The following is a 24,501-nucleotide window of genomic DNA, read 5'->3' as shown; positions in this document are numbered from 1 at the left end:
TCGACGCATAGAGTCGACCCATAAGTGCGCGCAGAGACGCTTAGCGTATATCTGTGCCCGTTCTATGTCCTGACCCCAATCCACCATCCCAGATTATCACGAGGGCCACCCAGCGGCTCGCAGAGGCTTGTGCTTCGCCGTCGGTGTCCAGGGACCTAACAAAGTGGATTTGGCCCACTTGAACCACGAGATTCGCCGGAACTCGAACACGGACGAACCAGCGTCCACGGCGGCATTGGAGGTATTCCGCCCTTCGCACCAACTGCCTCGCACCCGAACAGCCAAGGTGACACAGCGTCACCAACTGGACCGAGATGATCCAGGAAAAAACCAGCTATTTTAGCGGCTTAAGGGTGTCTGGCGGAGACGGAGGGATTCGAACCCTCGATACCCCTTTCGGGGCATGCTCATTTAGCAAACGAGTGCCTTCAGCCGCTCGGCCACGTCTCCGCAGGCGTTCGCTCTAGAATCTCGCACCGGGTGGGTCAACCCGGTTTGCGTGTCGCTAAGGGGCCGGTCTGGCGGCGATGGAGCGTGACGCGGCGTTCGTAGTGCTTGGCGACACGCAGGTGGCGCGAGATCGCGTAGTTCATCGCCGTGAGGAAGCCGTAGGCACCACGCACGAAATGGCGGCGTCCGAGATAGGCCTTGAGGAAGTTGCCGGGCAGCTCCACGAAGAGCCGCCATGTCGGAATCGCGACGCCGCGCGCCTCGAGGTCGTCGGCCTGCTGGTCGGAATAGCGGTTGAGCTTGTCGAGTTGGTCGCCGAGGGAGCGCACCGAGAAATGATGCACGACACCGCGCAGGAGCCCGGTGCCCGCCCCAGCCTGGAGATCGACGCGGTCGTGGACCGGAGAGGGCGAATAGCGGCCCCTGTCCCGGCGATAGAGCCGCACCGGCGTCAGGCGGTAGGCCCAAGGGTGCGGGTGCGCCTCTCCGGGGAAGATCTCCGCGATGGCGAGGCGATAGGCGGGATGCGCCGGCTCGCCCGCGTCGAAGACGGCGCGGATTTCGGCTGCGAGATCGGGCGGCACGACCTCGTCGGCATCGAGGTTGAGCATCCAGACATGGCGGCACTGCTCCTCTGCGAACCGCTTCTGGGGCCCGTAGCCCGGCCAGTCGTTGTGGATCACCCGCGCGCCGAGGGAGGCGGCGAGTGCCTGCGTCCCGTCGGTCGAGCCGGAATCAACGACGACCAAGTCGTCGGTCAGCGCGCGCACGGCCTCGATCGTCGCGCCGATCCGGTCGGCCTCGTTGCGCGCGATGATGAAGACCGAGAGCGGCAGGGGGGGCGGGGCTGTCATGAGGCCGGGGGCGTCGAGGGGTCGCCCGATCTATCGGCCGCAGCGATCATGGACAAGCATGGCTCTGCGCTCAGGCGGTTGCGACGAGGCGCTTGCGCTGAACCTTGCCGTTGGCGGTGCGCGGAAGCGCATCGAGGAAACGGATCGCTCGCGGGCACTTATAGGCGGCGAGCCGCTCGGCGCACCAGGCGATGAGGCAAGCCTCGTCCGCCGCCTCCCCGGGCTTCAGGACGACGAAGCCGGCAATGACGCTGACGCCCGGCCTCGGGCTCATCTCGGCGACCCCGACCTCCGCGATGCCCGGATGGGTGGCCAGCACCGCCTCGACCTCGTGCGGGGAGACCCTGTAGCCGAAGGCGTTCATGACGTCGTCGGCGCGGCCGTGGAACCAGAGATAGCCGTCAGCATCGAGGCTGGCCCTGTCGCCCCCGGCGAACCATTCGCCGCGCATCACCGCCGCTTCCTCGTCAGGCCGGTTCCAGTAGCCGAGCATCAGCCCGGGCTCAGAGCGGTGGACCGCGAGCAGGCCGACCTCGTCGGCGGGCAGCGGCACCGGCTCGCCCTCCTCGGGCAGGATCGCCACGCGGCGCCCGGGCTGCGGCTTTCCCGGCGAGCCAGGCCTGACCGGCACTGTCGGACCGCTCGACACGTAGGTGGAGACCTCGCTCATCCCGAGAGCCTCGTAGAGGGGCTTTCCGGTCGCATGTTGCCAGGCCGCGAGCAATTCGGGCGTCAGCGCCTCGCCGGCGGTGAGGCCGTGGCGCAGGCGATTGAGATTATGCGCGCCGAGGTCTGCGTATTTCAGGATCTGCCGGTAGAGGCTCGGCACCGCGGCGAACAGGGTCGCGCCCTCGCTCTCGATCAAGGCCGGCCAGCGCGCCGGGTCCCGCGGACCGTTGAAGAGTACCGCGGTGGCGCCGCAGGCCCAAGGGTCGGCGATGCCGACGCCGAGCGTGTAGGTCCAGTTCAGGGTGCCGGCATGCAGCATCACGTCGGACTCAGTCAGGCCCTGCCAATGCTCGTGCATCGGGCGGCGGGCGAATACGGCGCGATGGGCGTGGAGCACGCCTTTGGGCCGGCTCGTGGTGCCGGAGGTGTAGACCAGCGTCGCGGGATCGTCGGCGACGGTGTCGGCGTAGGATAGCAGGGTCGGCCCGTCCGCCATCGCGGCGATCTCGGAAGGGCCGATGACGATGCGTCCCGAGACGCTCGCCGGATCGAGGACGCAATCGGCGCCCGCCGCGATCACGGCCGCTCCGGAATCCTCCATCAGGAACGCGGCCTCGGCAGGGGTGAGCTGCGGAGACGACGGCAGGGCGACGAGCCCGGCGGCGATCGCGCCGAAATAGACGAGGACGTAATCGGCGTCGTTGCCCATCCGGACCATCACTCGCGCGCCCGGAGACAGGCCGAGATCCGACAATCCGGCGGCGACGCCGCGCACGGCTCGGTCGACCTCCGAGAAGGTCATCCGCGTCACGCGCCCGTCGCCCCCGACGACCCGCAGGGCGTCCTTATCGGGACGAAGACGGGCATTCACCGCGAGGCAATGACTCGCGGCGTTGAAGCGAGACGGGACGGCGGGCGAGTGGGAGAGAGGATGAGTCAAGGCAAGGGGTCCGGATCTTCGTCCGGGAGGCATGCAAAAAAGAACGACCGGCACAAGGCCGGCCGTCATCCTCGTTCGTGGTGGGATCCCGTTCGAACAGAAGGTGGATCAGTCGTCCGTGGAGGTCTGCGACACGCCGGACATCTCGGACGCAGCGCCAATCATCGTCTTCATCGCGTCGGTGGCATTGCGGTAGGCCGGCGTGCCTGTATCCCAATCGTTGGCGCCGATGGCGGCGACCATCTTGGCGGCCTCGTCGAGGGCGATCCGTTCCGCCTTGGCGAAGCGGGCGAGCGACGGGTGGCTCTTGAACTCGCCCCGTTCGAGATCAGCGGAGATGGTCTGCCCTGGCCGGCCGGAGATCGTCGCTGCGGTGGCATCGGCCGGCGCGAGGCCGACCAGGACGCGGGCGAGCTTGCGCTTCCACACGCCGACGTCGGCGATGAGGCGCACGAGCACGAAGTTCGGGATGTTGACGCCGGCGGAGTCGAGGGAGGTCTGGCCGAGGCCCTCGGCGCGCACCAAACGATTGGTGATCTTCTCGATCTCCTCATGGGTTTTCGAGGCCTTGGCGGCGATGCCCTGAACGCTCGTCGAGATCTCCGCGGTGGCCGAGCGTTGCTGGCCGAGCATCTGGGAGATCGCCTGGTTGAGGTTGCTCGCCTGCGAGATCCGCTCGTTGGTCTGGGCGACGCGGGCCTCGAGCTGCTCGACGATGGAACGGCCGGTGGTGACGGCGGTACGGCTCTCGCCGACGGCGACCGAGATCGACGACATCTCGGCGGTGAGGGTGCTGAGAAGGGCGCGGATCTCGCCGGTGGATTTGGCGGTCTGGGCCGAGAGGGACTTCACCTCCGCGGCGACCACGGAGAAGCCGCGGCCGGCCTCGCCGGCGCGGGCGGCCTCGATCGTCGCGTTGAGCGCGAGGAGGTTGGTCTGGTTGGAGATCGAGGCGATCGCCGTCGCCATGACTTCGATCTGCGAGATCGCGCGTTCGAGGACGACGACGCGATCGGAGATCAGCGAGGTGCGCGCATCGATCTCGTGCATGGCGTTGCGCGCCTGCTGGCCATCCCCGACGCAGGCCTGCATCGCGGTGAGCGCGTCCTGCGCGACGGTCACGACGGTATCGGAAGTCTGCGATACCTCGGCAATGGAAGCAGCCATCTCCTCGGTGGCGCCCGCGATGGTCTGTGTGGCGCGGGCGACCTCTCCGACGTCGTAGGTCATCCAGCCGATATTGATGGCGGCCTCGGACGCCTCCTTGGCGATCGCCGCCATGTTGCCGAGGTTGCGCTTGCGCTCCATGTCGCGCTTCGACATGAACGTGTGCAGCGACGTCCGGAGTGGCCCCTCCGGCAGGTCGACGGCGGTGACGTTCTGCGTCGCGACGAGCGTCTCGATCGCCTTGGTCAGGCGGGCGACTTCACCAACCGATTTCGTATCCGGAATCGACGCAATATCGGGCGAATCCTTGCGCGTCCGTCCAAAAGCGAGCCCGATCATCGACGTGAAGTCCTTGTGCGTTCCTTGTTCCGAAATCTGCATAAGAGCGCTTAACATACCCTTAGCGCGCGACCGCTTCGGACCATGATCGACGGTTTATTGCAGGCGCAAAGCCGCACCGGCATCCGAACACTCGACATTCTGCGAGCCGAACTAGGCCGAAAGAATTAGAGTTTGAGACAACAACCTTCGCGATCTATTTGAATTGCGGCGCGATGCTTTCGCGAATTACGAAAATTTCACGGGAACCGCTTCACCTTACGGTTGAGCATCGACTGCATTTCGTTTCGAAGGGAGTCGCCGATTCTTAGGCCGAAAGCGGCAATCTGATCTCCGGCGGGAGCGGAAGGTCGCGCATGCGGCGATCCATTGCCGTCGGTGCCGGCATCGGAACCGTGATGAGGCAGACGACGCCGTCCGGAGCGAAGATGAGCTGGACGTCGCCGGCGAGCTCGCGTGCGAGGCTGCGCTCGATCAGCCGCGAGCCGAAGCCGGTGCGGGTGGGGGGTGCCACGGGCGGCCCTCCGCGCTCGGCCCAGCGCAGGTGAAGGACGGTCTGTGCCTCGCGTTCCACCGTCCAGGTGATCGCGACAGTTCCTCCCTCCCGAGAGAGTGCGCCGTACTTCACAGCGTTTGTGCCGAGCTCATGCAGCGCCATGGCGATGGAGAGGGCGAGCCGCGGCGGCAGGCGCAGCGTCGGGCCGTTCACGATGAAGCGTGCCTTCTGGCCCTCGCCCGCATGGAGCGGCGCGATGGCATCGGCCACGACGGTTCCGAGTTCCGCGCCGTCCCAATTCTCGCGGGTGAGGACGTCGTGGACCCGGGCGAGGGCGATCAGCCGCGCCTCGAAGGCGGCCCGCGCCGCCGAGGCGTCCGGACCTTCCAGGCGGCGCAGGGATTGGCTGGCGATCGACTGGACCGTCGCCAGGGTGTTCTTCACCCGATGGTTCAGTTCGTGGATGAGCAGCAGCAGGTGCTCCTCGGCCCGCTTCGCGTCGCTGATGTCGACGTTGCAGCCCGTATAGCCGAGAAAGACGCCGGTATCGTCGAGGCGCGGCACGCCCTCGCAGCGCAGCCAGCGAACGGCGCCGTCTCGGTCGACGACCCGCACCTCCGCCTTGAACGGGCGCCGATCCGCGAAAGCCTCCTCGAACAGCTCGGAGAAGGTAGCCATGTCCTCGGGATGGATGATGCGGTCCCAGCCGGCCTCGGCGAGAGTCGATGCAGGCTGCCCGAACAGGTGGTCGAAATGCATGTTCGCGAAGCTGATCTCGGCCTGCTCGTCGGTCATCCAGATCAGCGCCGGGGCGGAATCCGCCATGTGTCGGAACCGGGCCTCGCTCTCCCGTAGCGCCGAGAGGCCACGCTGGGTCTCGGCCAGCGCCCGGTCGCGCTCGTCCTCGCGGGTGCGCAGCCGCAGGGACGCGTCCGCCAGGACGTCTCCGAGTCGCCGGATCTCGCTGATCGGCGAGGTGATGCGCGGGATCGCCTCGCCCCGCGCCAGGGCCGGACCGGTCGCCGCGAGGCGCCGCAACGGCCGCGCCACCCGCGACCACAGGTGGACGGCCAGGATCGACGAGGTCGCGAGGACGAGGAGGCCGAAACCGCCGAAGGCCCAGATCCAGTTGCGCAGGCGCGCCTCGACGATCACCTGCGGTATCACCGCTCCCACCGTCCAGCCGGTGAGGCGCGAGCGCGCCTCGACCACGGTCACCGGCTTGAGGCGCCGATCCTTGCCCTCCCACACGCCCGGCGTATCGGTCTGCCGCTGGCGCAGGGTCGTGAGGCGAGGCCGGCCGACGATGGAGGCCGGGTCGGGGATGCGGGCGAGGACGACGGTCTCGCGGTCCGAGACCCCGGTCGTCCAGCCCTCCACCGCCTCGCGTGCGATGATAGCCTGAAGCCGCTCCACCGGAACGGCGAAGCTGAGGATGTAGCTGACCTCGCCCTCGTTCGTGACCGGCACGGCCACCGCGTAGCTCGCCTCGCCCGGCATCGCTCCGGGAATCACGCCCGAAACCGTGGCGCGCTGGCTGCCGGAGGCGAACTCGCGATCGAAGGGCAGCACGCTCGAGGGCAGCGGCGCACCCCGGCGAACGGCGGTGTTGACGACCTGCTGGCCGTCCGGCCGGCGCAGCAGGATCTCGAGGCCGACGGCATCGCGGACGAGGCGGGCCTGCGCGTCGAAACTCTCGACGTTGCCGTCCTTGAGCCGCTGCGAGGTCGCCAGCGTCTGCAGCACCGAGACGAGGCCTGCGGTATCCCGGTCGATCGAGAGGGCGATGCCGCGCACGTTCTCTCGCGCGTCCTGCTCGAAGCGCGCCCGCTCGGTGGCGGCGTAGCGCATGAGCAGGATCGCGGTGAAGATGAGACCCGGCCCGATGAGAGCGATGACCAGGAGGATCAGGTAGACCTGCGTCGAGAACCCGCGTCGGCGGGCACGGTCCACGAGGTCCCTCAGACCGGTCCATCGCGCCTTGCGGCGCGGGGTGGCGTGGCCGGGCTGCTGGGCCGAGACATCGGCCTCGGCCGTCATGGCGCGCTCTCCGGCGCTTCTTCAGACGCACCCCTTTGTCTGGCCGCCGGCCCCTCGCGCCGGTCGATATGGCCGAGGTCGCGCGTCGGGGCGATCAGGTCGCGGATCCGTTGCTTCAGCAGCCTGGCGTCGGGGAATCCGCCATCGACCGTCCGGTCCCAGATCGTCTCGGGGCCGCAGGTAATCGTGAAAACCCCGCCAGAGCCCGGCACGAGGGCAACCTCGCCGAGATCGTCGCGAAAGGTCGACAGCAGTTCCTGCGCCATCCAGGCGGCCCGCAGCAGCCATTGGCACTGCGTGCAGTAGGTGATGGCGACCCGCGGCATCCTGGCCGTCGGACGAGGCGTCTCTTCCATGAGCGGCACAGCGCACCGAACCGCCCGCGCTTGTCAACCTTTTGGGCCTCACCGGAACGTCCTTGCGGGTGGGGTTGAGAGCATCGCGCTCGGGCCCTCCGGCCCGAATCCTGCCTCGAAAGCCGAGGCGACCGAGACTGCCCGTCCGGACCTGGCTGACGCGATCGAGAGCATCCACCGGCTTGTCGGGATTTATTGCACGTGAGGCTTGCAACCGCCGCCAGCGGCGGCAGGTGTTATGAGGCGAGGCTGAGATCGGCGCGAAGATCTAGATTAGCGGAGAACACGGGCATGGCATCAGGCCTCGCGGAGGACCTCATCCGCACGAAGTCGCTGGAGCGGCTTAACTCCGATGCGGAGAGCGGCGAGCACACGCTCGAACGCACGCTGGGACCCTGGAGCCTGATCGCGCTCGGCATCGGCGCCGTCATCGGTGCCGGGTTGTTCTCGCTGACCGGCATCGCCGCGGCCGAACATGCGGGACCGGCGGTGGTGATCTCCTTCGCCATTGCGGCGCTCGCCTGCGCTTTTGCCGGCATGTGCTACAGCGAACTCGCCGGCATGATCCCGGTCGCCGGTTCGGCCTATACCTACGCCTACGCGACCATGGGCGAGTTCGTCGCCTGGATCATCGGCTGGGACCTCGTCCTCGAATACGCGGTCGGCGCCGCCACGGTCTCGGTGAGCTGGTCGAGCTACGTCACCCGCTTCATGCGCGACACCCTTGGCATCAACCTGCCGCCCCACTTCGTCCATTCGCCGTTCGAGACCTTCACCCTCGCCGACGGCACGGTGGCGCACGGCATCGTCAATCTGCCGGCGATCTTCATTATCGTGGCCGCCTCGGCGCTCCTGATGATCGGCATCCGTGAATCGGCGCGGGTCAACGCCATCGTCGTGCTGATCAAGCTCGCGGTGGTCGCGGTCGTGGTCGGCGTCGGCCTGTTCTACATCAAGGCCCAGAACTACGTGCCGTTCATCCCCGAGAACACCGGCACCTTCGGCGAGTACGGCTGGAGCGGGATCATGCGCGGCGCCGGGGTGGTGTTCTTCGCCTATATCGGGTTCGATGCCGTCTCGACGGCGGCGCAGGAGGCGAAGAACCCTCAGCGCAACATGATGGTCGGCATCCTCGGCTCGCTGGCGATCTGCACCGTCATCTACATCGCCTTTGCGGGAGTTCTCACCGGCCTCGTCCCCTATACCCAGATGAAGGGTGACGCGGCCCCCGTGAACACCGCCATCGCGATGACGCCGTTCCCGTGGCTCAAGAGCCTCGTCACGCTCGGCGTGATCGCGGGCTTCTCCACGGTGATCCTGGTGCTGCTCCTCGGCCAGAGCCGGGTGTTCTACTCGATGAGCCAGGACCGTCTGCTCCCCGGCTTCTTCTCCAAGATCCACCCGACCTGGAAGACGCCGTACCGCTCGAACCTCTTCTTCATGGTGTTCACGAGCGCGCTCGGCGGCTTCCTGCCGATCAGCCAGCTCGGCCACATGACGAGCATCGGGACGCTGCTCGCCTTTATCCTGGTCTGCGTCGGGGTCATCATCCTGCGCCGGGCCCAGCCGAATGCCCGCCGCGACTACCGCACGCCATGGGTGCCGCTCGTGCCGATCCTCGGCATCGTGAGCTGCTTTGCCATGATGGTGTCCCTCGACGGCGAGACCTGGCTGCGCTTGGGTGTCTGGCTCGCCATAGGCCTCGTCATCTACTTCGCCTGGAGCCGCCGGCACAGCCGGGTCGGGCGCGAGGTGGAGGCGGCCGGTTAGGTCACCCTGCGTCGAGCGCCTCGGGGCGCGGCATGGCGATGATGTTGTAGCCGCAATCGACGAAATGGATCTCTCCGGTGACGCCGCCGGAGAGGTCGCTGAGGAGGTAGAGGGCCGAGCCGCCGACCTCGTCGAGGCTCACCGTGCGCCGCATCGGCGCATGGGCCTTCTGGTGGGCGAACATGGCCCGCGCATCGCCGATGCCCGCTCCCGCAAGCGTCCGCATCGGCCCGGCCGAGATTGCGTTGACGCGGATGCCGTCGGGCCCGAGATCGGCCGCGAGGTAGCGCACGGAGGCCTCGAGCGCTGCCTTGGCGACCCCCATGACGTTGTAGTTCGGCATCACCCGGGTGGCGCCGCCGAAAGTCAGGGTGAGGAGGGCCCCGCCAGGACGCATCATCGGCGCGGCGCGCTGCACGATCTCGGTGAAGGAGAAGCACGAGATCGTCATGGTGCGCGAGAAGTTTTCGCGGGTGGTGGCGTCGAGATAGCGGCCCTTGAGCTCGTTCTTGTCGGAGAAGCCCACCGCGTGGACGACGAAATCGAGGCCCTCGGGCCAGTGCCGGGCAAGCTCGGAGAAAACCGCGTCGACGCTGGCGATATCCTCGACATCGCAGGGCAGCACGATCTCGGAGCCGAGGCTTTTCGCCAGTGGCGTCACCCGCTTGCCGAGGGCCTCGCCCTGATGCGTGAAAGCGAGGGCGGCACCCTGTCCGTGCAGCGCCTTGGCGATGCCCCAGGCGATGGAATGGTCGTTGGCGACCCCCATGATCAGGCCGCGCCGGCCCGCCATCAAACCCGTCATGCGTGATCGTCTCCCGTGGCCGCGCCTCTGCCGTGCGGGCCTTCAGCGGTCTTCGATGCGCGGCGCCGTCCCTAGGGGAACCGCGCTCCGCTCCTCAAGCGTCCTTGGGCATCGCCGACTGGATCAGCCGGTCCGAACTCAGGTCTTCCTCGTCATAGCCGAGAAGCTCTGCCAGGCGGCCGCGGGCGCGGCTGACGCGGCTCTTCACGGTGCCGACCTTGCAGCCCATGATCGACGCGGCCTCCTCGTAGGAGACGCCTTCGGCGCCGACCAGGATCAGGGCCTCGCGCTGGTCGGGCGGCAGCTTCGCCAGAGCCGTCTGCAGATCCTCGACGTCGAGGCGGTCGCCCTGGTGCGGGGCCGTGGCGAGACGGGCCGCGTAGGAGCCGTCCTGGTCCTCGACCTCGCGCACGCGCTTGCGGTGATCCGAGTAGAAGATGTTGCGCAGGATGGTGAAGAGCCAGGCGTTCAGGTTGGTGCCCGGCTGGAAGCGGGCGCGGTGCTGCCAGCCCTTCAGCAGCGTGTCCTGGACGAGGTCGTCGGAGCGGGCCGGGTTGCTCGTCAGCGACAGCGCGAAGGCGCGAAGGGAGGGCACCGCGGCCAGCAGGCCGTTGCGGAATTCCGGCTCGATCGCCTCGCCGCGGGCGCGAAGCGCCGCTTCGAGCTTCTCGATGAGTTCGGCGAAGCGGCTCGGCTGGTCGTCGTTGCCGAGCCGATCATAGACCGTGCGCAGGTGGTCGCCGAGATGGGTCCGGATGGTGGGGGACAGGTTCGGACGCGCATCCGCAGCGTCGGTGTCGGTCGTGTCGATCGCGTCGCGTGTCATGGCTCGTCGGGTTCTGGGCTGATCAAAGAGAGACCGGCTCCAGGAGCTCCGGCCGCTTCGGCTACGATGCGGGACCGTCCGCTAGCGGACCCAGCATCCGGTCATTGAACCGGGTTGTAGCGCATCGCGGACCCGTGCGCACCCCGTGCTGTCAAGCTGGCGCGCCGGCGCTGCAGGGACCCGCGGCGACGGCCTTGCGCGCGCCGGGCTTGAGGATGCGCACGGCGCCGTCGCGCAGGGACAGGACATGGCCGCGCTCCACATCCGTCCAGCACTCGTCCCGCGTCAGCGCTTTCGTGGCGACCACCGTGACGACGTCGTCCGCCGTCGTTTCGCGCGAAAAATCCACCCGCCAATCCTCGTCGACGAGGGTCGCGGTGCCGAAGGGCGCGCGGCGGGTCAGGTAGCACAGGCGCTTGCCGCAATGGGCGTAGAGGGTGCGGCTGTCCGAGAGCAGCATGTTGAAGACGCCGAGCCCGTGCAGCTTGGCGCAGAGCTCCGCCACCGCCACGTCGAGCTGACTCGCGCTCGGGAGCTTCGTCGGGTTCTTGGGCCAGCGCGCCTGCAACTGGTCCATCATCCAGCAGAAGGCGTATTCGCTGTCTGTGGAGCCAACCGGCCTGAACCAGGTGAGCGGCCATTTCTTCACGCCGCGCAGCTGGCCGTTATGGGCGAAGGTCCAGCGTCGGCCCCACAACTCGCGGCTGAAGGGATGGGTGTTCTCGAGGCTGACCCGGCCGCGATTGGCCTTGCGCACATGCGCGATGACGATGCGGCTCTTGATGGGGGCGCTGCGCAGGAGCTTGGCGAGCTCCGAGCGGGCGCTCGGCTCCGGCTCATGGAACGCGCGGCAGCCCCTGCCCTCGTAGAAGCTGATGCCCCAGCCGTCGGCATGCGGCCCGGTCTCGCCGCCGCGCCGCGCCAGGGCGGCGAAGGAGAAGCGGATGTCGGTGGGCACGTTCGCGCTCATGCCGAGCAATTCGCACATGGAAAGGAGACGGCTTCTGCGCTGGGAGGGTTTGAGGGAGTAGCGTCAGGCTTAAGGGCCTTCGGGCGATCCTACAACGCCCCTTCCCGGATCGCGCCCGGATCGGCCAGGGCATGCAGCAGCCGCGCCGCGCTGTGGGCGAAGCGCAGGGTCACCGCCTTGCGGCGCGGCCCGCTCAAGGAATGTTCGGGCGCCTCGCGCAGGATCGCCGCCCCGAACGCGTCGGCGACGATGAGGCCGGCATCGGCCGGAGTCAGCGTCTCCGGCAGGGTGTCGGGGATCGCGAAGAACAGGCGGTCGCAATAGTCGCGATAATCCGGCCATTTCCGGTCGGCCCGGAAATCCGCGACGCTCGACTTGATCTCCACGATGGTCAGCCGACCGGCCGGGCACAAGGCGATCAGGTCCGCCCGCCGGCCATTGGCCAGGGAGAATTCCGGGATCGTGACATGGCCGAGTTCGGCGAAAAGCCGGCGCACTCCGCGCTGCACGTGCAGCGCCGTTGGCGATTGCCGGCGGTCCGGAGGCAGGATCACGTGGGCGAGGGCAGCTGACATGGTTCCGCTGAAAGATGCCCCGAATCGGGACTCTGCTCAGGGAATCAGCCCCGGCGGCCTTTGTCACCTGCGACTTTCAGTGAAGCTCACCCTTTGAAGAAGCTGAGCACGCCCGCCGTCGGCGCCAGCCAGATGAAGGCCCAGAGGAAACCCGAGCTCCAGTTCGCGAGCTGGAAGGGCACCCGCGGCACCTCGAAGATGCCGGCGATGAGCGGCACCACGGCGCGGGCCGGGCCGATGAAGCGGCCGATGACGATGCCCCAGGCGCCGTAGCGCCGGCAGAAATCCTCGCCCTTGGCGACCATGTCCGGGTACCGGCTCATCGGCCAGATCGTCTTGGCGCCGTGCTGGAAATAGCGTCCGATCTCGTAGGAGACCCAGTCGCCGAGCGCGGCCCCGATGCCGCCGCCGATCACCACGGGCCAGAACGGGATCCCGCTCGCGCCGATCATCGCGCCGATCCCGAGCATCAGCACCGTGGCCGGCACGAGGATCGACAGGAAGGCCAGCGACTCGCAGAAGGCCAGCACACCGACGACGAGGGGCGCCCAGGCCTTGTGTGTTTCCACGAACCCGAGAATCGCGGTCCGCAGCGCATCGAAATCCATGGGAAGCCCTGTTGCTGGTCCAGGCGGATGTGGGAAGCGCGGCCGTGACGGCAAGGCGCATGTCGAGCCCGCGGATGCGCGAGCCTGCAAAAGCCGCTACCACGCGGGGCCTGACACGTCGCTTCCGAGACCAGTTCCGACGATGCGAGACCAGCTCCTAAGATGAAAGTGCTCTCGATCCAGTCGCACGTCGCCTTCGGCCATGTCGGCAACGCCTCGGCCGTGTTCCCGATGCAGCGCCTTGGCGTCGAGGTCTGGCCGATCCATACGGTCCAGTTCTCCAACCATACCGGCTACGGCGCCTGGCGCGGCCGGGTCTTCGACGGACCGATGATCGAGGACCTCGTGGCTGGCATCAGCGAGCGCGGCGTCCTCGCGGGCTGCGACGGCGTGTTGTCGGGCTATATGGGCTCGGCCGATATCGGCACCGCCATCGTGCGGGCGGTGAGCGCCGTACGCGCCCTCAATCCGGCGGCGCTCTATTGCTGCGATCCCGTCATCGGCGACACCGACCGCGGTGTCTATGTCCGGCCCGGCATCCCCGAATTCATGCGCGGCGAGGCGCTGCCGGCCGCCGATATCGCGACGCCGAACCAGTTCGAGCTCGACCATCTCTCCGGACTGACGTCGCGGACCCTCGACGAGGCCAAGGTCGCGATCGCCGCGCTCCAGGCACTGGGGCCGAAAGTGGTCCTTGTGACATCCCTGGTCACCGACGCCACGCCATCCGGCGCGATCGACCTGATGGCTGCCGAAGGCGGCTCCTACTGGCTCCTGCGCACGCCGCGGCTGGGCCTGAGCGTCAACGGCGCCGGGGACGCCATCGCGGCCCTGTTTCTCGTCCATTACTTGCGAACGCACTCGGCCGCGATCGCCCTCGGCATGGCCGGGGCCTCGGTCTACGGATTGCTGCGCCGAACCGCGGAAGCCGGCTCACGCGAGATCCTCACCGTGGCGGCACAGGACGAGTTCGTGAGCCCGACGACGACGTTTCCGGTGGAACCGGTCTGACTTCAGCAGAGAGAGAGAGAGAGAGAGACGCCATGCCGCGCCGCTTCGTCACCCTCGACGTCTTCACCGACACGCCCTTCGCCGGCAATCCGCTCGCGGTGGTGCTTGATGCCGAGGGCCTCGACACGGCGGCGATGCAAAGGATCGCCGCCGAGTTCAACCTGTCGGAAACGGTGTTCGTGCTGCCGCCGGAGGAGACGCGGCGCAAGGCGCGGCTGCGGATCTTCACGCCGACTCGCGAGCTGCCCTTTGCCGGCCATCCGACCCTCGGCACGGCCGTCCTCCTGGCGCTTCAGGACGGGCGGTCGGAACTCACCGACGCCGTCGCTTTCGGCTTGGAGGAGGAGATCGGGGTCATCTCCTGCGTCGTCGAGACGAGGGAGGAAGGCGGGAGGGTGCGCTTCACCCTGCCGGTCCTGCCGGATTATCTCGGCGAGGGTCCGGAGGCGGAGGCGCTTGCCATAGCCCTCGGCCTCAGCCCAGGCGAGATCGGTTTCGGCCGGCATGAGCCGAGCCGCCATGCCTGCGGCCCCGACTTCATCTTCGTGCCGCTCGCCTCCACGGACGCCTTGGACAAGGCCAGGGTCGATCCGGCCGGACTTGCGGCGTTAGGTGAAGCCAGCGCGCTCTACCTCTACTGTGTCGATCCCGAGGGGATCGGCCACCGCTATCTCACCCGGATGTTCGCGCCCCATCTCGGGGTTCCCGAAGACCCTGCCACGGGCTCCGCAGCGGCGGCCTTCGCTGGCGTGATGATGGAGTTCGAGGCTCTGGGCGAGGGCACCCACGACGTCGCCATTACGCAAGGCGTCGCCATGGGCCGGCCGAGCGATATCGGGCTTCAGATCGGCATCGAATCGGGGGCGCTCCGCGCAGTCGAGATCTCCGGTTCGGCCGTGATCGTCAGCGAGGGAACATTGCGTGTCTGACGGGTTCCGCATCGCATCCTTGACGCGGATCGAGGCGCGCCGCGTTCCCTTCGACTGGCAATGGGCGAGGGACGAAGCGGCATACATCTCCGGCAATTGGGCACGACGAGTGGAGGGGCGAACCGGGATCTTCGACGGCCGGGTCCTTCTCGCCTGCGGCTGGCGCCATCAGGATGGCACCTGCAAGGTCGACCTCTTCGAGACGAGCTACTCCCGGTTCATCGCCTATCGGGACGCCGGCTCGCCCGATCCCGCCGTGCGCAACACCTTCGCGGCGATCGTGCCGCGCTCGACCGACGGAGCCTATTTCCTCGGGATCATGGGGGCGCAAACCGCCAATGCCGGCCAGGCCTATTTCCCCTGCGGCACGCCCGATCTCGACGACATCGTCGGATCCGACCTCGTGGATCTCGCCGGCAGTGCCGAACGGGAGCTGACCGAAGAGACCGGTCTCGCCGTACCGGCGGGTTCCGCGCAGGAATGGGTAATGCTGGAGGGCGACCGGCAGCTCGCCTTCCTGCGCCCGATCGTGTTCGGCGAGGAATCCGGCTCCCTGCTGGCCCGGATGGAAAGGCACCGCGCGGCGGAAGCAAACCCGGAACTCGCCGGCTTTCTTATCGTGCGGGATCAGGTGGACATCGACCCGAAGCGGATGCCGCCTTTCGTGCGGGCCTATCTCGGACGATCCTTCGCGGGTGCGCCACCCGATCAGGGGTAGCCGTAGCGCGCCTTAGCCGCAGCAAGGAGACCGGCCGCCTCCCGGTCGCGGCCTGCGGCGCAGGCTACAGCCGCCGCGCGCAGGTCCGTCTGGAATTTCTCGCCGACCGGCTGGTTGAGATTGCCTGTCGCGACGTCGCTCTCCACCACCGCCTGCGTACGGGAGATGGCGGGGCCGCAGCCGGCGCCCCGGGGCAGCGCCACGGGAGCCGGGGCCACGGTGACGGCAGCCGGCGGAGCGCTCGCCTTCGGAGTGCAGGCGGCGGCGGACAGGAGGCAGGCGAGGGCCAGGCCCGAACGGCGGATCGTCACGGCATCGTCCCCTTCGTCAGGATCAGGCTTGCGTCAGGATCAAGCTTGGCCGCTTGTGCCGCCGGCCGGCGAAGGGGTCAATCTCAGAAAGGTGGCTGCCGCGATCTGGGGGAGCAGAAGGCGGGGCCGCAAGAAATCATGGGAGACGAAGGTTGGACTCCCTCTCGCATGGGAAGAGGGAGCCCACGATTCAGGCCGCGACGAGATTTTCGTACTGCTGGGCCTTCTTGCTACTTGACCTCTGGTCTACTTGGCCTTCTCGGCGATGCCGCCGAGCCCGGAGGTGTAGATGCCCTCGATCACGTCCTTGGCGACGGTGTCGGGCACGCCCTTGGCCTTGAAGCTGCCGGTCCAGTTGATCTTCGAGCCCGAGCCCGAGGGCACCACCGTGATCGTCGAGGAGTAATCCGAGACGGGCAGCGGGCTCTCCTCGATCGCATAGGTATAGGTCATCGCCTTGTCGTCGCGGGAGGTCTGCGACTCGACGATGGTGCCGCCGCCCTTCAGGGAGAGGCTGCGCAGCATGGCGCTGCCCTTGGTCGAGGGAGCACATTTCTCCACGGCCGGGTGCCAGGTGCCGATCCCGCAGAAGTCGCCGATCGTCGCCCAGACCTTGGCGGGAGGGGCCGCCACATCAAGGGATTTCGCGACGTCGATGGCAAAGCTCGGCACAGTGCCGGCAAGGAGGGCGAGGATCGGCAGGGCGCCAAGGCGCAGGGCGTTACGCAGCATCACGGGGTTTCCTCGCAAAGTTCTTGTTCTGGCGCCGGATTAAAAACGGCGTCGTCCTTCAGGACGCAGGTCAGAGCTAGACGGGAGACGGTAAACGGCAAGGCCTGGCACGAAAGCGTGAGGGTCGCGAATGCTTGTCAAGGCTCACCGGGAGGATTAGGGATGCGCCATTCGCGCACGCTCACGCAGCCTTCGTCCGGCCGGAGCGGATTTCGGGAGAGACGAGCCTTGGCCAGCGCCGGCTCCATGCACGGAAACGCAGGGGCCGCGATCGCGGCGTCGCGGAGCCGCGCCCTCGACCTGTCGCCGCTGCTCCTCCTTATCCGCCCCTGAGGGCCGTCCGGGCGCGCGGCGCCTGGGCTCTCAGGGGTGCGTTGCAGGTCTCCATTCGGCAGGTCTCCCCTCGAGGAGGCCCCGAGTCATTCGATCTCCCCGGTGCTGCCCTCATCGATAGCGGCGCGCCACGACAGGATCTCAAGCCCGCCATGACCTCCGTTTCCCAGACTGCGCCGCGCGACCGCGTCCTCATCTTCGACACCACCTTGCGCGACGGCGAGCAATGCCCCGGCGCCACCATGACACTCGACGAGAAGCTCGCCGTGGCCGAGCTCCTCGACGCCATGGGCGTCGACATCATCGAGGCGGGCTTCCCGATCGCCTCCAACGGCGATTTCGAGGCGGTGGCCGAGATCGCCCGGCGGGCCAAGCGCGCCACCATCGCGGGCCTCGCCCGTGCGATTCCCGCCGACATCGCCAGGGCCGGAGAGGCGGTGCGGCAGGCGAAGCGCGGGCGCATCCACACCTTCGTGTCGACCTCGCCGATCCACCTCGCCCACCAGATGCGCAAGAGCGAGGACGAGGTCGTCGAGATCATCCTCAAGACCGTGGCCCAGGCCCGCGACCTCGTCGAGGACGTCGAATGGTCGGCCATGGACGCGACCCGCACGCCCATCGACTATCTCTGCCGCTGCGTCGAAGCGGCGATCCGGATGGGTGCGACCACCATCAACCTGCCCGACACCGTCGGCTACGCCACGCCCGACGAGTATCGCGCCATGTTCCAGGCGGTGCGGAGCCGCGTGCCGAACGCCGACAAAGCGGTGTTCTCGGTCCATTGCCACGACGACCTCGGCCTCGCGGTCGCCAACTCCCTCGCGGGGATCGAGGGCGGCGCGCGCCAGGTCGAATGCACCATCAACGGCATCGGCGAGCGCGCCGGCAACGCGCCTTTGGAGGAGGTCGTGATGGCGATCCGCACCCGCGGCGACGTCATGCCCTACGAGACCGGCATCGAGACGACGATGCTGACCCGCGCCTCGAAGCTCGTCTCCCACGCGACGAACTTCCCGGTGCAGTACAACAAGGCCATCGTCGGCCGGAACGCCTTCGCGCACGAGAGCGGCATCCACCAGGACGGCATGCTCAAGCACACCGAGACCTACGAGATCATGACGCCGGCCTCGGTCGGCGTCGCCAAGACCTCGCTGGTGATGGGCAAGCATTCGGGCCGGGCCGCCTTCCGCGCCAAGCTCGAGGAGCTCGGCCTCGCCCTGAGCGACAACCAGATGCAGGACGCCTTCGAGCGGTTCAAGGCGCTCGCCGACCGCAAGAAGCACGTCTACGACGAGGACATCGAAGCGCTGGTCGACGAGAACCTCGCCACCGCGCACGATCGCATCCGCCTCGTTTCGCTCTCTGTCATCGCCGGCACCCGCGGGCCGCAGCGCGCCACCCTGAAGCTCGCCTTCGACGACCGCACCGTCACCGAGGAGGCCGACGGCAACGGCCCGGTGGACGCGGTCTTCAACGCGATCAAGGCCCTGGTGCCGCACGAGGCCGAACTCGAGCTCTACCAGGTCCACGCGGTCACCGAGGGCACCGATGCCCAGGCCGAGGTCTCGGTGCGCCTGAAGACGCCCGAGCGCAGCGTCACGGCTCGCGGCGCCGACCCCGACACCCTGGTCGCCTCGGCACGCGCCTATCTCTCGGCCCTGAACAAGCTCTCGGCCACGGCGGTACGCCTGCATGCACAGCACGCCCTGGGGATCTGACCATCAGGAAAAATGAAAGGCCGGGGGTGGACACCCCCCGGCCGCTTTGCTATCAGCCGCCTCCTCACGGGGCGGCTTGGTGGTCCCCCCGGTTGCCGCAAGGCAATGGGTGCATAGCTCAGTTGGTAGAGCAGCTGACTCTTAATCAGCGGGTCCAAGGTTCGAACCCTTGTGCACCCACCATTCCCACTCACGTGACTCGACCCCGGTCTTGGCGGCTGTGTGCGTCACGGTGCGGGATGCCTCGCGATTGTGGCTCGCTTCCGCACGTGGTCTAGGCGGATTGTCGGCCGTCGTCGCATGGATTCCGTGACGATCGCTCGGCCGAGGCCGCTCAGGCCACGAGCGCCAGCAGGAGCGCGCCACCGTATAGGATCATCAAGTAGGGGATGATCTCGGCGAAGGCAGGGACGATACGCGGCTTGCGCATTGGGGGATCCTTGGCGCTCATGATCGCAGCATCGCGAAAATGTAGTACCCGTTGATCTTCATCGCCGTCTGCGCCGCCCGACGATTGAAATCTCGCGGCAGCGCGGTCGTCCGGGCCAGCACGGTGCCGAATTCCCAATCGCCTCCGTCGATGAAGGTCGGAGCGGGCTCATCCTGCAGGACGGCACAGCAGATGCCGATATCGGATTTGCTGAGGAAGAGATTGTAAGGCCGAGGCAGGGGCCGATCGGCGATCATGCGATATCTCCCGACTATCGAATCGCATTGGACAGATATCGGCTCGCCGCACATTTGCCTAAGTCAGTTGTCGCCCGAATAGCCGCCGCCAAGCTTCCTACGTGCGATCGCGTACGATACCGGTGACGTCAGATCAGCGCCGCGACGGGGGCGGGGCAAGGACCACCACGCGCGATGATCTCGACCGGAACCGGGATTCGCCGGGCGATCGCGGCAGCCACCATCTCCGGCGGGGTCGGCGCGCCGAGGCTCTCGCAAAGGACGACGCCGACGAGCGGCACGCCGTGGTGGCGCATGGTCTCCACGGCCGTCAGCGTGTGGCTGATCGCGCCGAGATAGGAGCCGGTGACGAGGAGCGCCGGGATGTCGAGGGCCTTCAGCCAGTCCAGCCCGGTCTCGCCGTCGGTGACGGGGCTCATCAGCCCACCGACGCCCTCGATCAGGACGATCGTCCCGTCCGGGGCCTCGGCCATCCGGTGGCGGCACCAGGCGACGAGATCGTCGAGGCGGAGAACCCGGCCTTCGCGCGCGGCGGAGAGGTCGGGTGCAAGCGCCGCGGAGAACCGCCACGGCGAGCAGGCCTCGACCGTCTCCGACGTGACGGCGAGATCCTGGGCAGCGAGCAGGATCGCCGTATCGCTCTCGATGAAGGCGGGATCGTCGAGGGGCGGCACGCCGCTCGCCAGGGGCTTCAGCGCGATGACGTCGCGGCCCTGTTCGGACAGCCGCCGCGTCAGAGCCGCGGTGACGTAGGTCTTGCCGATCTCGGTGCCGGCTCCGGCGACGAAGACGGCGCGTCCGCTCACTTCTCGACGAAGGCCTTCTCGATGACGTAATGGCCACCCTCGCCGTGGTTGCCTTCCTCGTAGCCGAGGCCGGTGAGGAGTTCGCGGGTGTCGCGGATCATGTCGGGCGAGCCGCAGAGCATGAAGCGGTCGTTCTCGATCGACATCGCCGACAGGCCGATATCGTCGAACAGCTTGCCCGAGGTCATCAGGTCGGTGATGCGGCCGCTGTTGCGGAAGGGCTCTCGGGTCACGGTCGGGTAGTAGATGAGCTGCGCCGCGATGGTCTCGCCCAGGAACTCGTGGTTGGGCAGGTCCTGCGTGATCGTATCGCCGTAGGCGAGTTCCGAGACCTGCCGGCAGCCATGGACCAGAACCACCTTCTCGAAGCGGTCGTAGGTCTCCGGGTCCTTGATGATCGACATGAAAGGGGCGAGCCCGGTGCCGGTGCCGAGCAGATAGAGGTGCTTGCCCGGCAGCAGGTTGTCGAGCACGAGCGTGCCGGTGGGCTTCTTGCCGACGATGATGGGGTCGCCGACCTTGAGGTGCTGCAGCTTGCTCGTCAGCGGACCGTTCGGCACCTTGATCGAGAAGAACTCGAGTTCCTCCTCGTAATTGGCCGAGACCACCGAGTACGCGCGCAGGAGCGGACGACCCTCGATCTCGAGGCCGATCATGACGAACTCGCCGTTGCGGAAGCGGAACGAGGGGTCCCGCGTCGTGCGGAACGAGAACAGCGTGTCCGTCCAGTGGTGCACGGAGAGGACGCGCTCTTCGTTGAACTTGCTCATCGCCGACCGATCAGAACCTCTGCTTTTTCGTGGTGGTCTTTTGGCAGGTGGTGGCGCTGCGTCAAGCCGAGCCGGCGTCACATCACCCTTGCGCCTGATTCAGACGGCGCCGGCGAGGAGGCCGAGCCCGGCCACGGCAAAGCCGGCTCCGGTCAGGCGCAAGGCAGGGTCGGAGGTCATCCGCCTGAAGCCAAGCCCGAGTGCGAGGCCGGCGGCATGGAGGAGAGCCGTCGCCGCGACAAAACCGAGACCGTAGATCAGCCCCGAAGCGGTCTCAGGCATCTCGGTGCCGTGAGCCTGGCCGTGGAACACGGCGAAAAGACCGACCGCAGCCGTCGCGACGAGAAGGGGGGGAGAAAGCGCAGAGACCAGCGCGAGGCCGACACCCAGCACGGAGAGCGCGATGCCGATCTCGACGAAGGGCAACCCATACCCCGTGGCGCCGAGGATGCCGCCCACCACCATCATGCCCAGGAAGGCGAGCGGGACCAGCACGATTCCCCGTCCGCCGATCTTAGCGGCCACGAGGCCGACGCCGACCATGGCGAGCACGTGGTCGAGGCCCATCAGCGGATGCAGGAACCCGTGCGCGAGACCGTGCGCATCACCGTGGCCGGAATGGGCCAGGGCTGGCCCCGCCGCGAGGGCGGCAGCCAGGGCGATCAGCAGGCGCGAGGCGGTCTTCATGCGGGCTCGAGTTCCCTTGGCAAGGTCGGAGTCGAAGGATCGTCGGGGAGCAAGCAAGACCCCCGCCGTTCCGGCTTCGGCCGACCTCAGAAATCCGTCGGCCGGCCGGCGGCGACCACGAGCATCCGTCCATCCGCGACAGTGCGGGCGGCGGCGCGGCGGATATCGGCCTGGGTCACCTCGGCGACCAGCCTGTTGCGGCGGCCGATATAGTCCATGCCAAGACCCTCGAAGGCGATCTGCACGAGTTGGTGGGCGATCTTGGTCGAGGTGTCGAAGCCGAGGGCGTAGGAGCCGGTGAGATAGTCCTTGGCCTTCTGCAGCTCGTCGTCCGTGGGGCCTTCGGCGATGAGGCGCTGCAGTTCCTCGGAGATCACCGTCATCGCCTCGGCGACGCGCTCGTTCTTCGTCGCGGTGTAGCCCCAGGTCATCGCGCTGGCCCGGTGGCTGACAAGCGAGGTGCCGACCGAATAGGCGAGGCCCCGCTTCTCGCGGACTTCCTGGAACAGGCGGGACGTGAAGGAGCCGCCGCCGAAGATGTGGTTGAGGACATAGGCCGGGATGAAGTCGGGGTCGCGCCAGGCCACGCCACCCATGCCGAAGCGGATCACTGATTGCGGCACGTCGAGATCGACCACGACGCGGCGGCCGAGATCCTGCACCTGGACCTGCGGCACGACCTTGAGCGGCCCCGCCTCGTCGAGGGTGCCGAAGGCGCGGTTCAGGGCATCGGCGAGGCGGGCGGCATCGATGGCACCCACGGCCGCGACCTTGAGGCCGCCGCGGCCGATGATCTGCCGATGCATCGCCACGAGGTCGTCGCGGGTGATAGCGGCCACGCTCTCCACGGTGCCAGATGACGGCCGGGAATACGGATGGCCGGCAAAGCCTTCCCTGAAGAAGCGGCGCGAGGCCATGACGCCCGGATCGTTCTGCTGGTAGCGCAGGCCCGCCAGAGTCTGGCCGCGCACGCGTTCGATCGCGTCCGGATCGAAGCGGGGCTTGGCCAGCGCCAGGGCCAGCAGGTCGATCGCCTCGTCCGCATGCTTGACCAGCATCTTGAGCGAACCGCCGATGGCGTCGGGGCCGGCATGAAAGCTCATCTCGATCGCACGCGCCGCCAGACGCTCTTGGAACGCGTCGGAGACGAGGTCGCCCGCGCCTTCGTCGAGGAGCCGGGCCAGCATCTGCGCGACGCCGGCCTTGCCCTCGGGGTCCTGCGCCGCGCCGCCCTCGAAGGCGAAGGAGAGCGCGATCAGCGGCACGACAGGGGATTCCACGTGCCAGGCTTCGATGCCGGGAGCGGTGGGAACCGGCAGGGCCATCGTCGGCGACGTGGCGCTGCTCGTATCGGCCAGCTCGACCTGGACTGAGTTCATGGGAACCTCGTTGTGTCTCGTCGGGGGCGCGGCTCGGGGCCGCAGCCGGGATGTCGGTCGCGCTATCCTCAGAGCCCGGAGATCAGGGCGGCGTCGGGATCGCGGGCCTTGGTGAGATGGCCGGTGACGGAGCGGGCCGGCACGAGGTAGCGCTCGGCCACGGCGACGAGCCGCTCGCGCGTCACGCCCTCGATATCGGATGGCCAACGCCGCACTTCCTCGATCGTCTCGCCGATGGCGAGGGCCGATCCATAGATGCGGGCGAGGGAGGACTGGCTATCCGAGGAGTAGACCGTCTCGGCGACGAGGCGGGTCTTGGCCCGCTCGATCGCCTCGGCGCTGAGAGCCTCGGATGGCGCCCGGCGCAGGGTGCGGTCGACCGCCTCCTCGAGCCGCTCCAGGCTGACCCCCTCGGCCGGGATCGCGTAGACCGAGAAGCGGGTGTCGTCGATCGCCGAGCCCATGTACCAGGCGCCGGCATTCACCGCGACGCCCTGCTCCATGACGAGTTGGCGATAGAGGTAGGAGGTCGAGCCGCCGCCCAGGACCTCGGCAAGCAATTCGAGGGCATGGCAGTCGCCGTCGCGGGCGGTGATGCAGGACGGTGTCAGGTAGAGCCGTTGGAGGGTCGGCTGCTCGACCTTCGGGTCGGCCACCGCGATGCGGCGCAGGGCCTTGGGCTCCGGCTCGCGGGCCCGCATCCGGACCGGACGGGACCCCTGCGGGGTGACGCGGCCATAGCTGGCATCGGCGAGGCGCCGGACTTCATCCGCGGTCACGTCGCCGGCCACCACCAGGATCGCATTCTCGGGGGTGTAGAAGCGCTTGTAGTAATCGAGGGCGTGGGTGCGGTTCAGCTCCTCGATCTCGTGCATCCAGCCGATGATCGGGATGCCGTAGGGGTGGTGGACGAAAAGCGAGGCCGCCATCGCCTCGGAGAGCTGGGCCGAGGGATCGGTCTCGACCCGCATGCGGCGCTCCTCGAGCACGACGTCGCGCTCCGGTCCCACCACGGCATCCTCGAGCACGAGGCCGGTCATGCGGTCGGCCTCGAACTCCATCATCGTGCCGAGATGGTCGCGGGCGACGCGCTGGAAATAGGCGGTGTAGTCGTAGCTGGTAAAGGCGTTCTCCTGGCCGCCGAGGCCCGAGACGGCTTTCGAGAAGTCGCCGATCGGATGCTTCTCGGTGCCCTTGAACATCAGGTGTTCGAGGAAGTGGGCGATGCCCGACTGGCCGAGCGGATCATCCGCCGACCCGTTGCGGTACCAGATCATGTGGGTGACGACGGGCGCGCGGTGATCGGGCACCACGACGACCTCGAGGCCGTTATCCAGCGTGAAGGCGCCGACCTCCGGACCGCCCGCCTCGGACCGCCCGAACGGAGCAGCCTCGACCCGTCCCGCGCTGGGATGCGAGGGCCTCGGAAACAGGGCGGGCGTGTCCTTCCGGAACAGATGCATGGAAGATCCCTTGGCATGCGGCGCCAGACGGGCCGGATGCATGGCAGACGCCCCTCGGCACCACCCGAAGGGCGCCTCATCGGGGCAAATCC

Annotated in this window: 24 protein-coding genes and 2 tRNA genes; 6 read left to right on the top strand and 20 right to left on the bottom strand. The window is 67.9% G+C overall.

The features are described 5' to 3' along the window. Positions 1-40: 40 nt before the first annotated feature. From K2Y56_RS26470 to K2Y56_RS12005, 7 genes are all read right to left on the bottom strand, one after another. A complete protein-coding gene (locus K2Y56_RS26470; protein ID WP_366848683.1) occupies positions 41-259 on the bottom strand; it encodes a DUF6538 domain-containing protein in 219 nt (72 codons plus the stop codon). 99 nt (positions 260-358) lie between these two features. Next, positions 359-450: transfer RNA gene (locus tag K2Y56_RS12030), tRNA-Ser, on the bottom strand. A gap of 35 nt (positions 451-485) precedes the next feature. Beyond that, entirely contained in the window at positions 486-1,304 is an 819-nt protein-coding gene (locus K2Y56_RS12025) for a glycosyltransferase family 2 protein (RefSeq protein WP_292507620.1), read from the bottom strand. Positions 1,305-1,374: 70 nt separating this feature from the next. Further along, positions 1,375-2,946 carry an AMP-binding protein gene (locus K2Y56_RS12020; protein ID WP_292507619.1) on the bottom strand — a complete coding sequence of 524 codons (1,572 nt, stop codon included), beginning with the start codon at positions 2,944-2,946 and terminating at the stop codon, positions 1,375-1,377. Positions 2,947-3,021: 75 nt separating this feature from the next. After that, positions 3,022-4,419, bottom strand: a complete 1,398-nt coding sequence (locus tag K2Y56_RS12015) for a methyl-accepting chemotaxis protein (protein WP_292507618.1) — start codon at positions 4,417-4,419, stop codon at positions 3,022-3,024. A 307-nt stretch (positions 4,420-4,726) separates the two neighbouring features. Further along, positions 4,727-6,955, bottom strand: a complete 2,229-nt coding sequence (locus tag K2Y56_RS12010; protein ID WP_292507617.1) for an HWE histidine kinase domain-containing protein — start codon at positions 6,953-6,955, stop codon at positions 4,727-4,729. Further along, positions 6,952-7,311 carry a SelT/SelW/SelH family protein gene (locus K2Y56_RS12005; protein ID WP_292507616.1) on the bottom strand — a complete coding sequence of 120 codons (360 nt, stop codon included), beginning with the start codon at positions 7,309-7,311 and terminating at the stop codon, positions 6,952-6,954. The genes K2Y56_RS12010 and K2Y56_RS12005 overlap by 4 nt, the downstream gene beginning before the upstream one ends. Positions 7,312-7,602: 291 nt before the next feature. On the opposite strand from K2Y56_RS12005, the gene K2Y56_RS12000 reads away from it, so the two are divergent. Next, the gene (locus tag K2Y56_RS12000) at positions 7,603-9,081 is read left to right on the top strand and encodes an amino acid permease (protein ID WP_292507615.1); all 1,479 of its coding nucleotides are present in this window, start codon (positions 7,603-7,605) and stop codon (positions 9,079-9,081) included. 1 nt (position 9,082) lies between these two features. On the opposite strand, the gene fabI is transcribed toward K2Y56_RS12000, so the two are convergent. The 5 genes from fabI to K2Y56_RS11975 form a co-directional block, all read right to left on the bottom strand. After that, positions 9,083-9,886: an enoyl-ACP reductase FabI gene (gene fabI / locus K2Y56_RS11995; protein ID WP_292507614.1), complete on the bottom strand. Its 804-nt coding sequence runs from the start codon at positions 9,884-9,886 to the stop codon at positions 9,083-9,085. 94 nt (positions 9,887-9,980) lie between these two features. After that, positions 9,981-10,712, bottom strand: coding sequence for a NepR family anti-sigma factor (locus K2Y56_RS11990; protein ID WP_292507613.1), 732 nt, complete (start codon positions 10,710-10,712; stop codon positions 9,981-9,983). Positions 10,713-10,863: 151 nt separating this feature from the next. Further along, positions 10,864-11,700: a class II glutamine amidotransferase gene (locus K2Y56_RS11985; RefSeq protein ID WP_292507612.1), complete on the bottom strand. Its 837-nt coding sequence runs from the start codon at positions 11,698-11,700 to the stop codon at positions 10,864-10,866. A 71-nt stretch (positions 11,701-11,771) separates the two neighbouring features. Continuing rightward, entirely contained in the window at positions 11,772-12,257 is a 486-nt protein-coding gene (locus K2Y56_RS11980) for an MmcB family DNA repair protein (RefSeq protein WP_292507611.1), read from the bottom strand. 86 nt (positions 12,258-12,343) lie between these two features. Beyond that, a complete protein-coding gene (locus tag K2Y56_RS11975; RefSeq protein WP_292507610.1) occupies positions 12,344-12,865 on the bottom strand; it encodes a DedA family protein in 522 nt (173 codons plus the stop codon). 162 nt (positions 12,866-13,027) lie between these two features. On the opposite strand from K2Y56_RS11975, the gene pdxY reads away from it, so the two are divergent. From pdxY to K2Y56_RS11960, 3 genes are read left to right on the top strand one after another with little or no spacing between them, the layout of a single operon-like run. Next, positions 13,028-13,876: a pyridoxal kinase PdxY gene (pdxY, locus tag K2Y56_RS11970; RefSeq protein ID WP_292507609.1), complete on the top strand. Its 849-nt coding sequence runs from the start codon at positions 13,028-13,030 to the stop codon at positions 13,874-13,876. 32 nt (positions 13,877-13,908) lie between these two features. After that, the gene (locus K2Y56_RS11965; RefSeq protein WP_292507608.1) at positions 13,909-14,805 is read left to right on the top strand and encodes a PhzF family phenazine biosynthesis protein; all 897 of its coding nucleotides are present in this window, start codon (positions 13,909-13,911) and stop codon (positions 14,803-14,805) included. Then, positions 14,798-15,523: an NUDIX hydrolase gene (locus K2Y56_RS11960; protein WP_292507607.1), complete on the top strand. Its 726-nt coding sequence runs from the start codon at positions 14,798-14,800 to the stop codon at positions 15,521-15,523. Before K2Y56_RS11965 ends, K2Y56_RS11960 begins: the two co-directional genes overlap by 8 nt. On the opposite strand, the gene K2Y56_RS11955 is transcribed toward K2Y56_RS11960, so the two are convergent. Beyond that, complete coding sequence (locus K2Y56_RS11955; RefSeq protein WP_292507606.1) at positions 15,514-15,834, bottom strand: hypothetical protein; 321 nt, start codon at positions 15,832-15,834, stop codon at positions 15,514-15,516. The two genes, K2Y56_RS11960 and K2Y56_RS11955, sit on opposite strands and share 10 nt — an antisense overlap. Before the next feature lie 246 nt (positions 15,835-16,080). Further along, the gene (locus K2Y56_RS11950; RefSeq protein WP_292507605.1) at positions 16,081-16,566 is read right to left on the bottom strand and encodes an SRPBCC family protein; all 486 of its coding nucleotides are present in this window, start codon (positions 16,564-16,566) and stop codon (positions 16,081-16,083) included. A gap of 485 nt (positions 16,567-17,051) precedes the next feature. Between K2Y56_RS11950 and K2Y56_RS11945 the strand changes: the two genes are divergently transcribed. Continuing rightward, on the top strand, positions 17,052-18,617 hold the full coding sequence (locus tag K2Y56_RS11945; RefSeq protein ID WP_292507604.1) for a 2-isopropylmalate synthase: 1,566 nt from the start codon (positions 17,052-17,054) through the stop codon (positions 18,615-18,617). Between the two features lie 107 nt (positions 18,618-18,724). Continuing rightward, positions 18,725-18,800 (top strand) — tRNA-Lys (locus K2Y56_RS11940). Positions 18,801-19,064: 264 nt separating this feature from the next. Here K2Y56_RS11940 and K2Y56_RS11935 read toward each other — a convergent pair. The 6 genes from K2Y56_RS11935 to K2Y56_RS11910 form a co-directional block, all read right to left on the bottom strand. Next, positions 19,065-19,304: a hypothetical protein gene (locus K2Y56_RS11935; RefSeq protein WP_292507603.1), complete on the bottom strand. Its 240-nt coding sequence runs from the start codon at positions 19,302-19,304 to the stop codon at positions 19,065-19,067. A 128-nt stretch (positions 19,305-19,432) separates the two neighbouring features. Beyond that, complete coding sequence (bioD, locus tag K2Y56_RS11930) at positions 19,433-20,110, bottom strand: dethiobiotin synthase (RefSeq protein ID WP_292507602.1); 678 nt, start codon at positions 20,108-20,110, stop codon at positions 19,433-19,435. Next, positions 20,107-20,880, bottom strand: coding sequence for a ferredoxin--NADP reductase (locus tag K2Y56_RS11925; RefSeq protein ID WP_292507601.1), 774 nt, complete (start codon positions 20,878-20,880; stop codon positions 20,107-20,109). The genes bioD and K2Y56_RS11925 overlap by 4 nt, the downstream gene beginning before the upstream one ends. A gap of 99 nt (positions 20,881-20,979) precedes the next feature. Further along, on the bottom strand, positions 20,980-21,567 hold the full coding sequence (locus K2Y56_RS11920) for a HupE/UreJ family protein (protein ID WP_292507600.1): 588 nt from the start codon (positions 21,565-21,567) through the stop codon (positions 20,980-20,982). An 86-nt stretch (positions 21,568-21,653) separates the two neighbouring features. After that, positions 21,654-22,946, bottom strand: a complete 1,293-nt coding sequence (locus K2Y56_RS11915; protein WP_292507599.1) for a pitrilysin family protein — start codon at positions 22,944-22,946, stop codon at positions 21,654-21,656. Between the two features lie 68 nt (positions 22,947-23,014). Next, a complete protein-coding gene (locus K2Y56_RS11910; RefSeq protein ID WP_292507598.1) occupies positions 23,015-24,409 on the bottom strand; it encodes a pitrilysin family protein in 1,395 nt (464 codons plus the stop codon). Between the last annotated feature and the right edge of the window lie 92 nt (positions 24,410-24,501).

It is taken from the genome of Methylobacterium sp., from assembly GCF_019745455.1.
In the GTDB taxonomy this organism is placed as follows: domain Bacteria; phylum Pseudomonadota; class Alphaproteobacteria; order Rhizobiales; family Beijerinckiaceae; genus Methylobacterium.
This window is presented reverse-complemented; position numbering and strand designations above follow the sequence as displayed.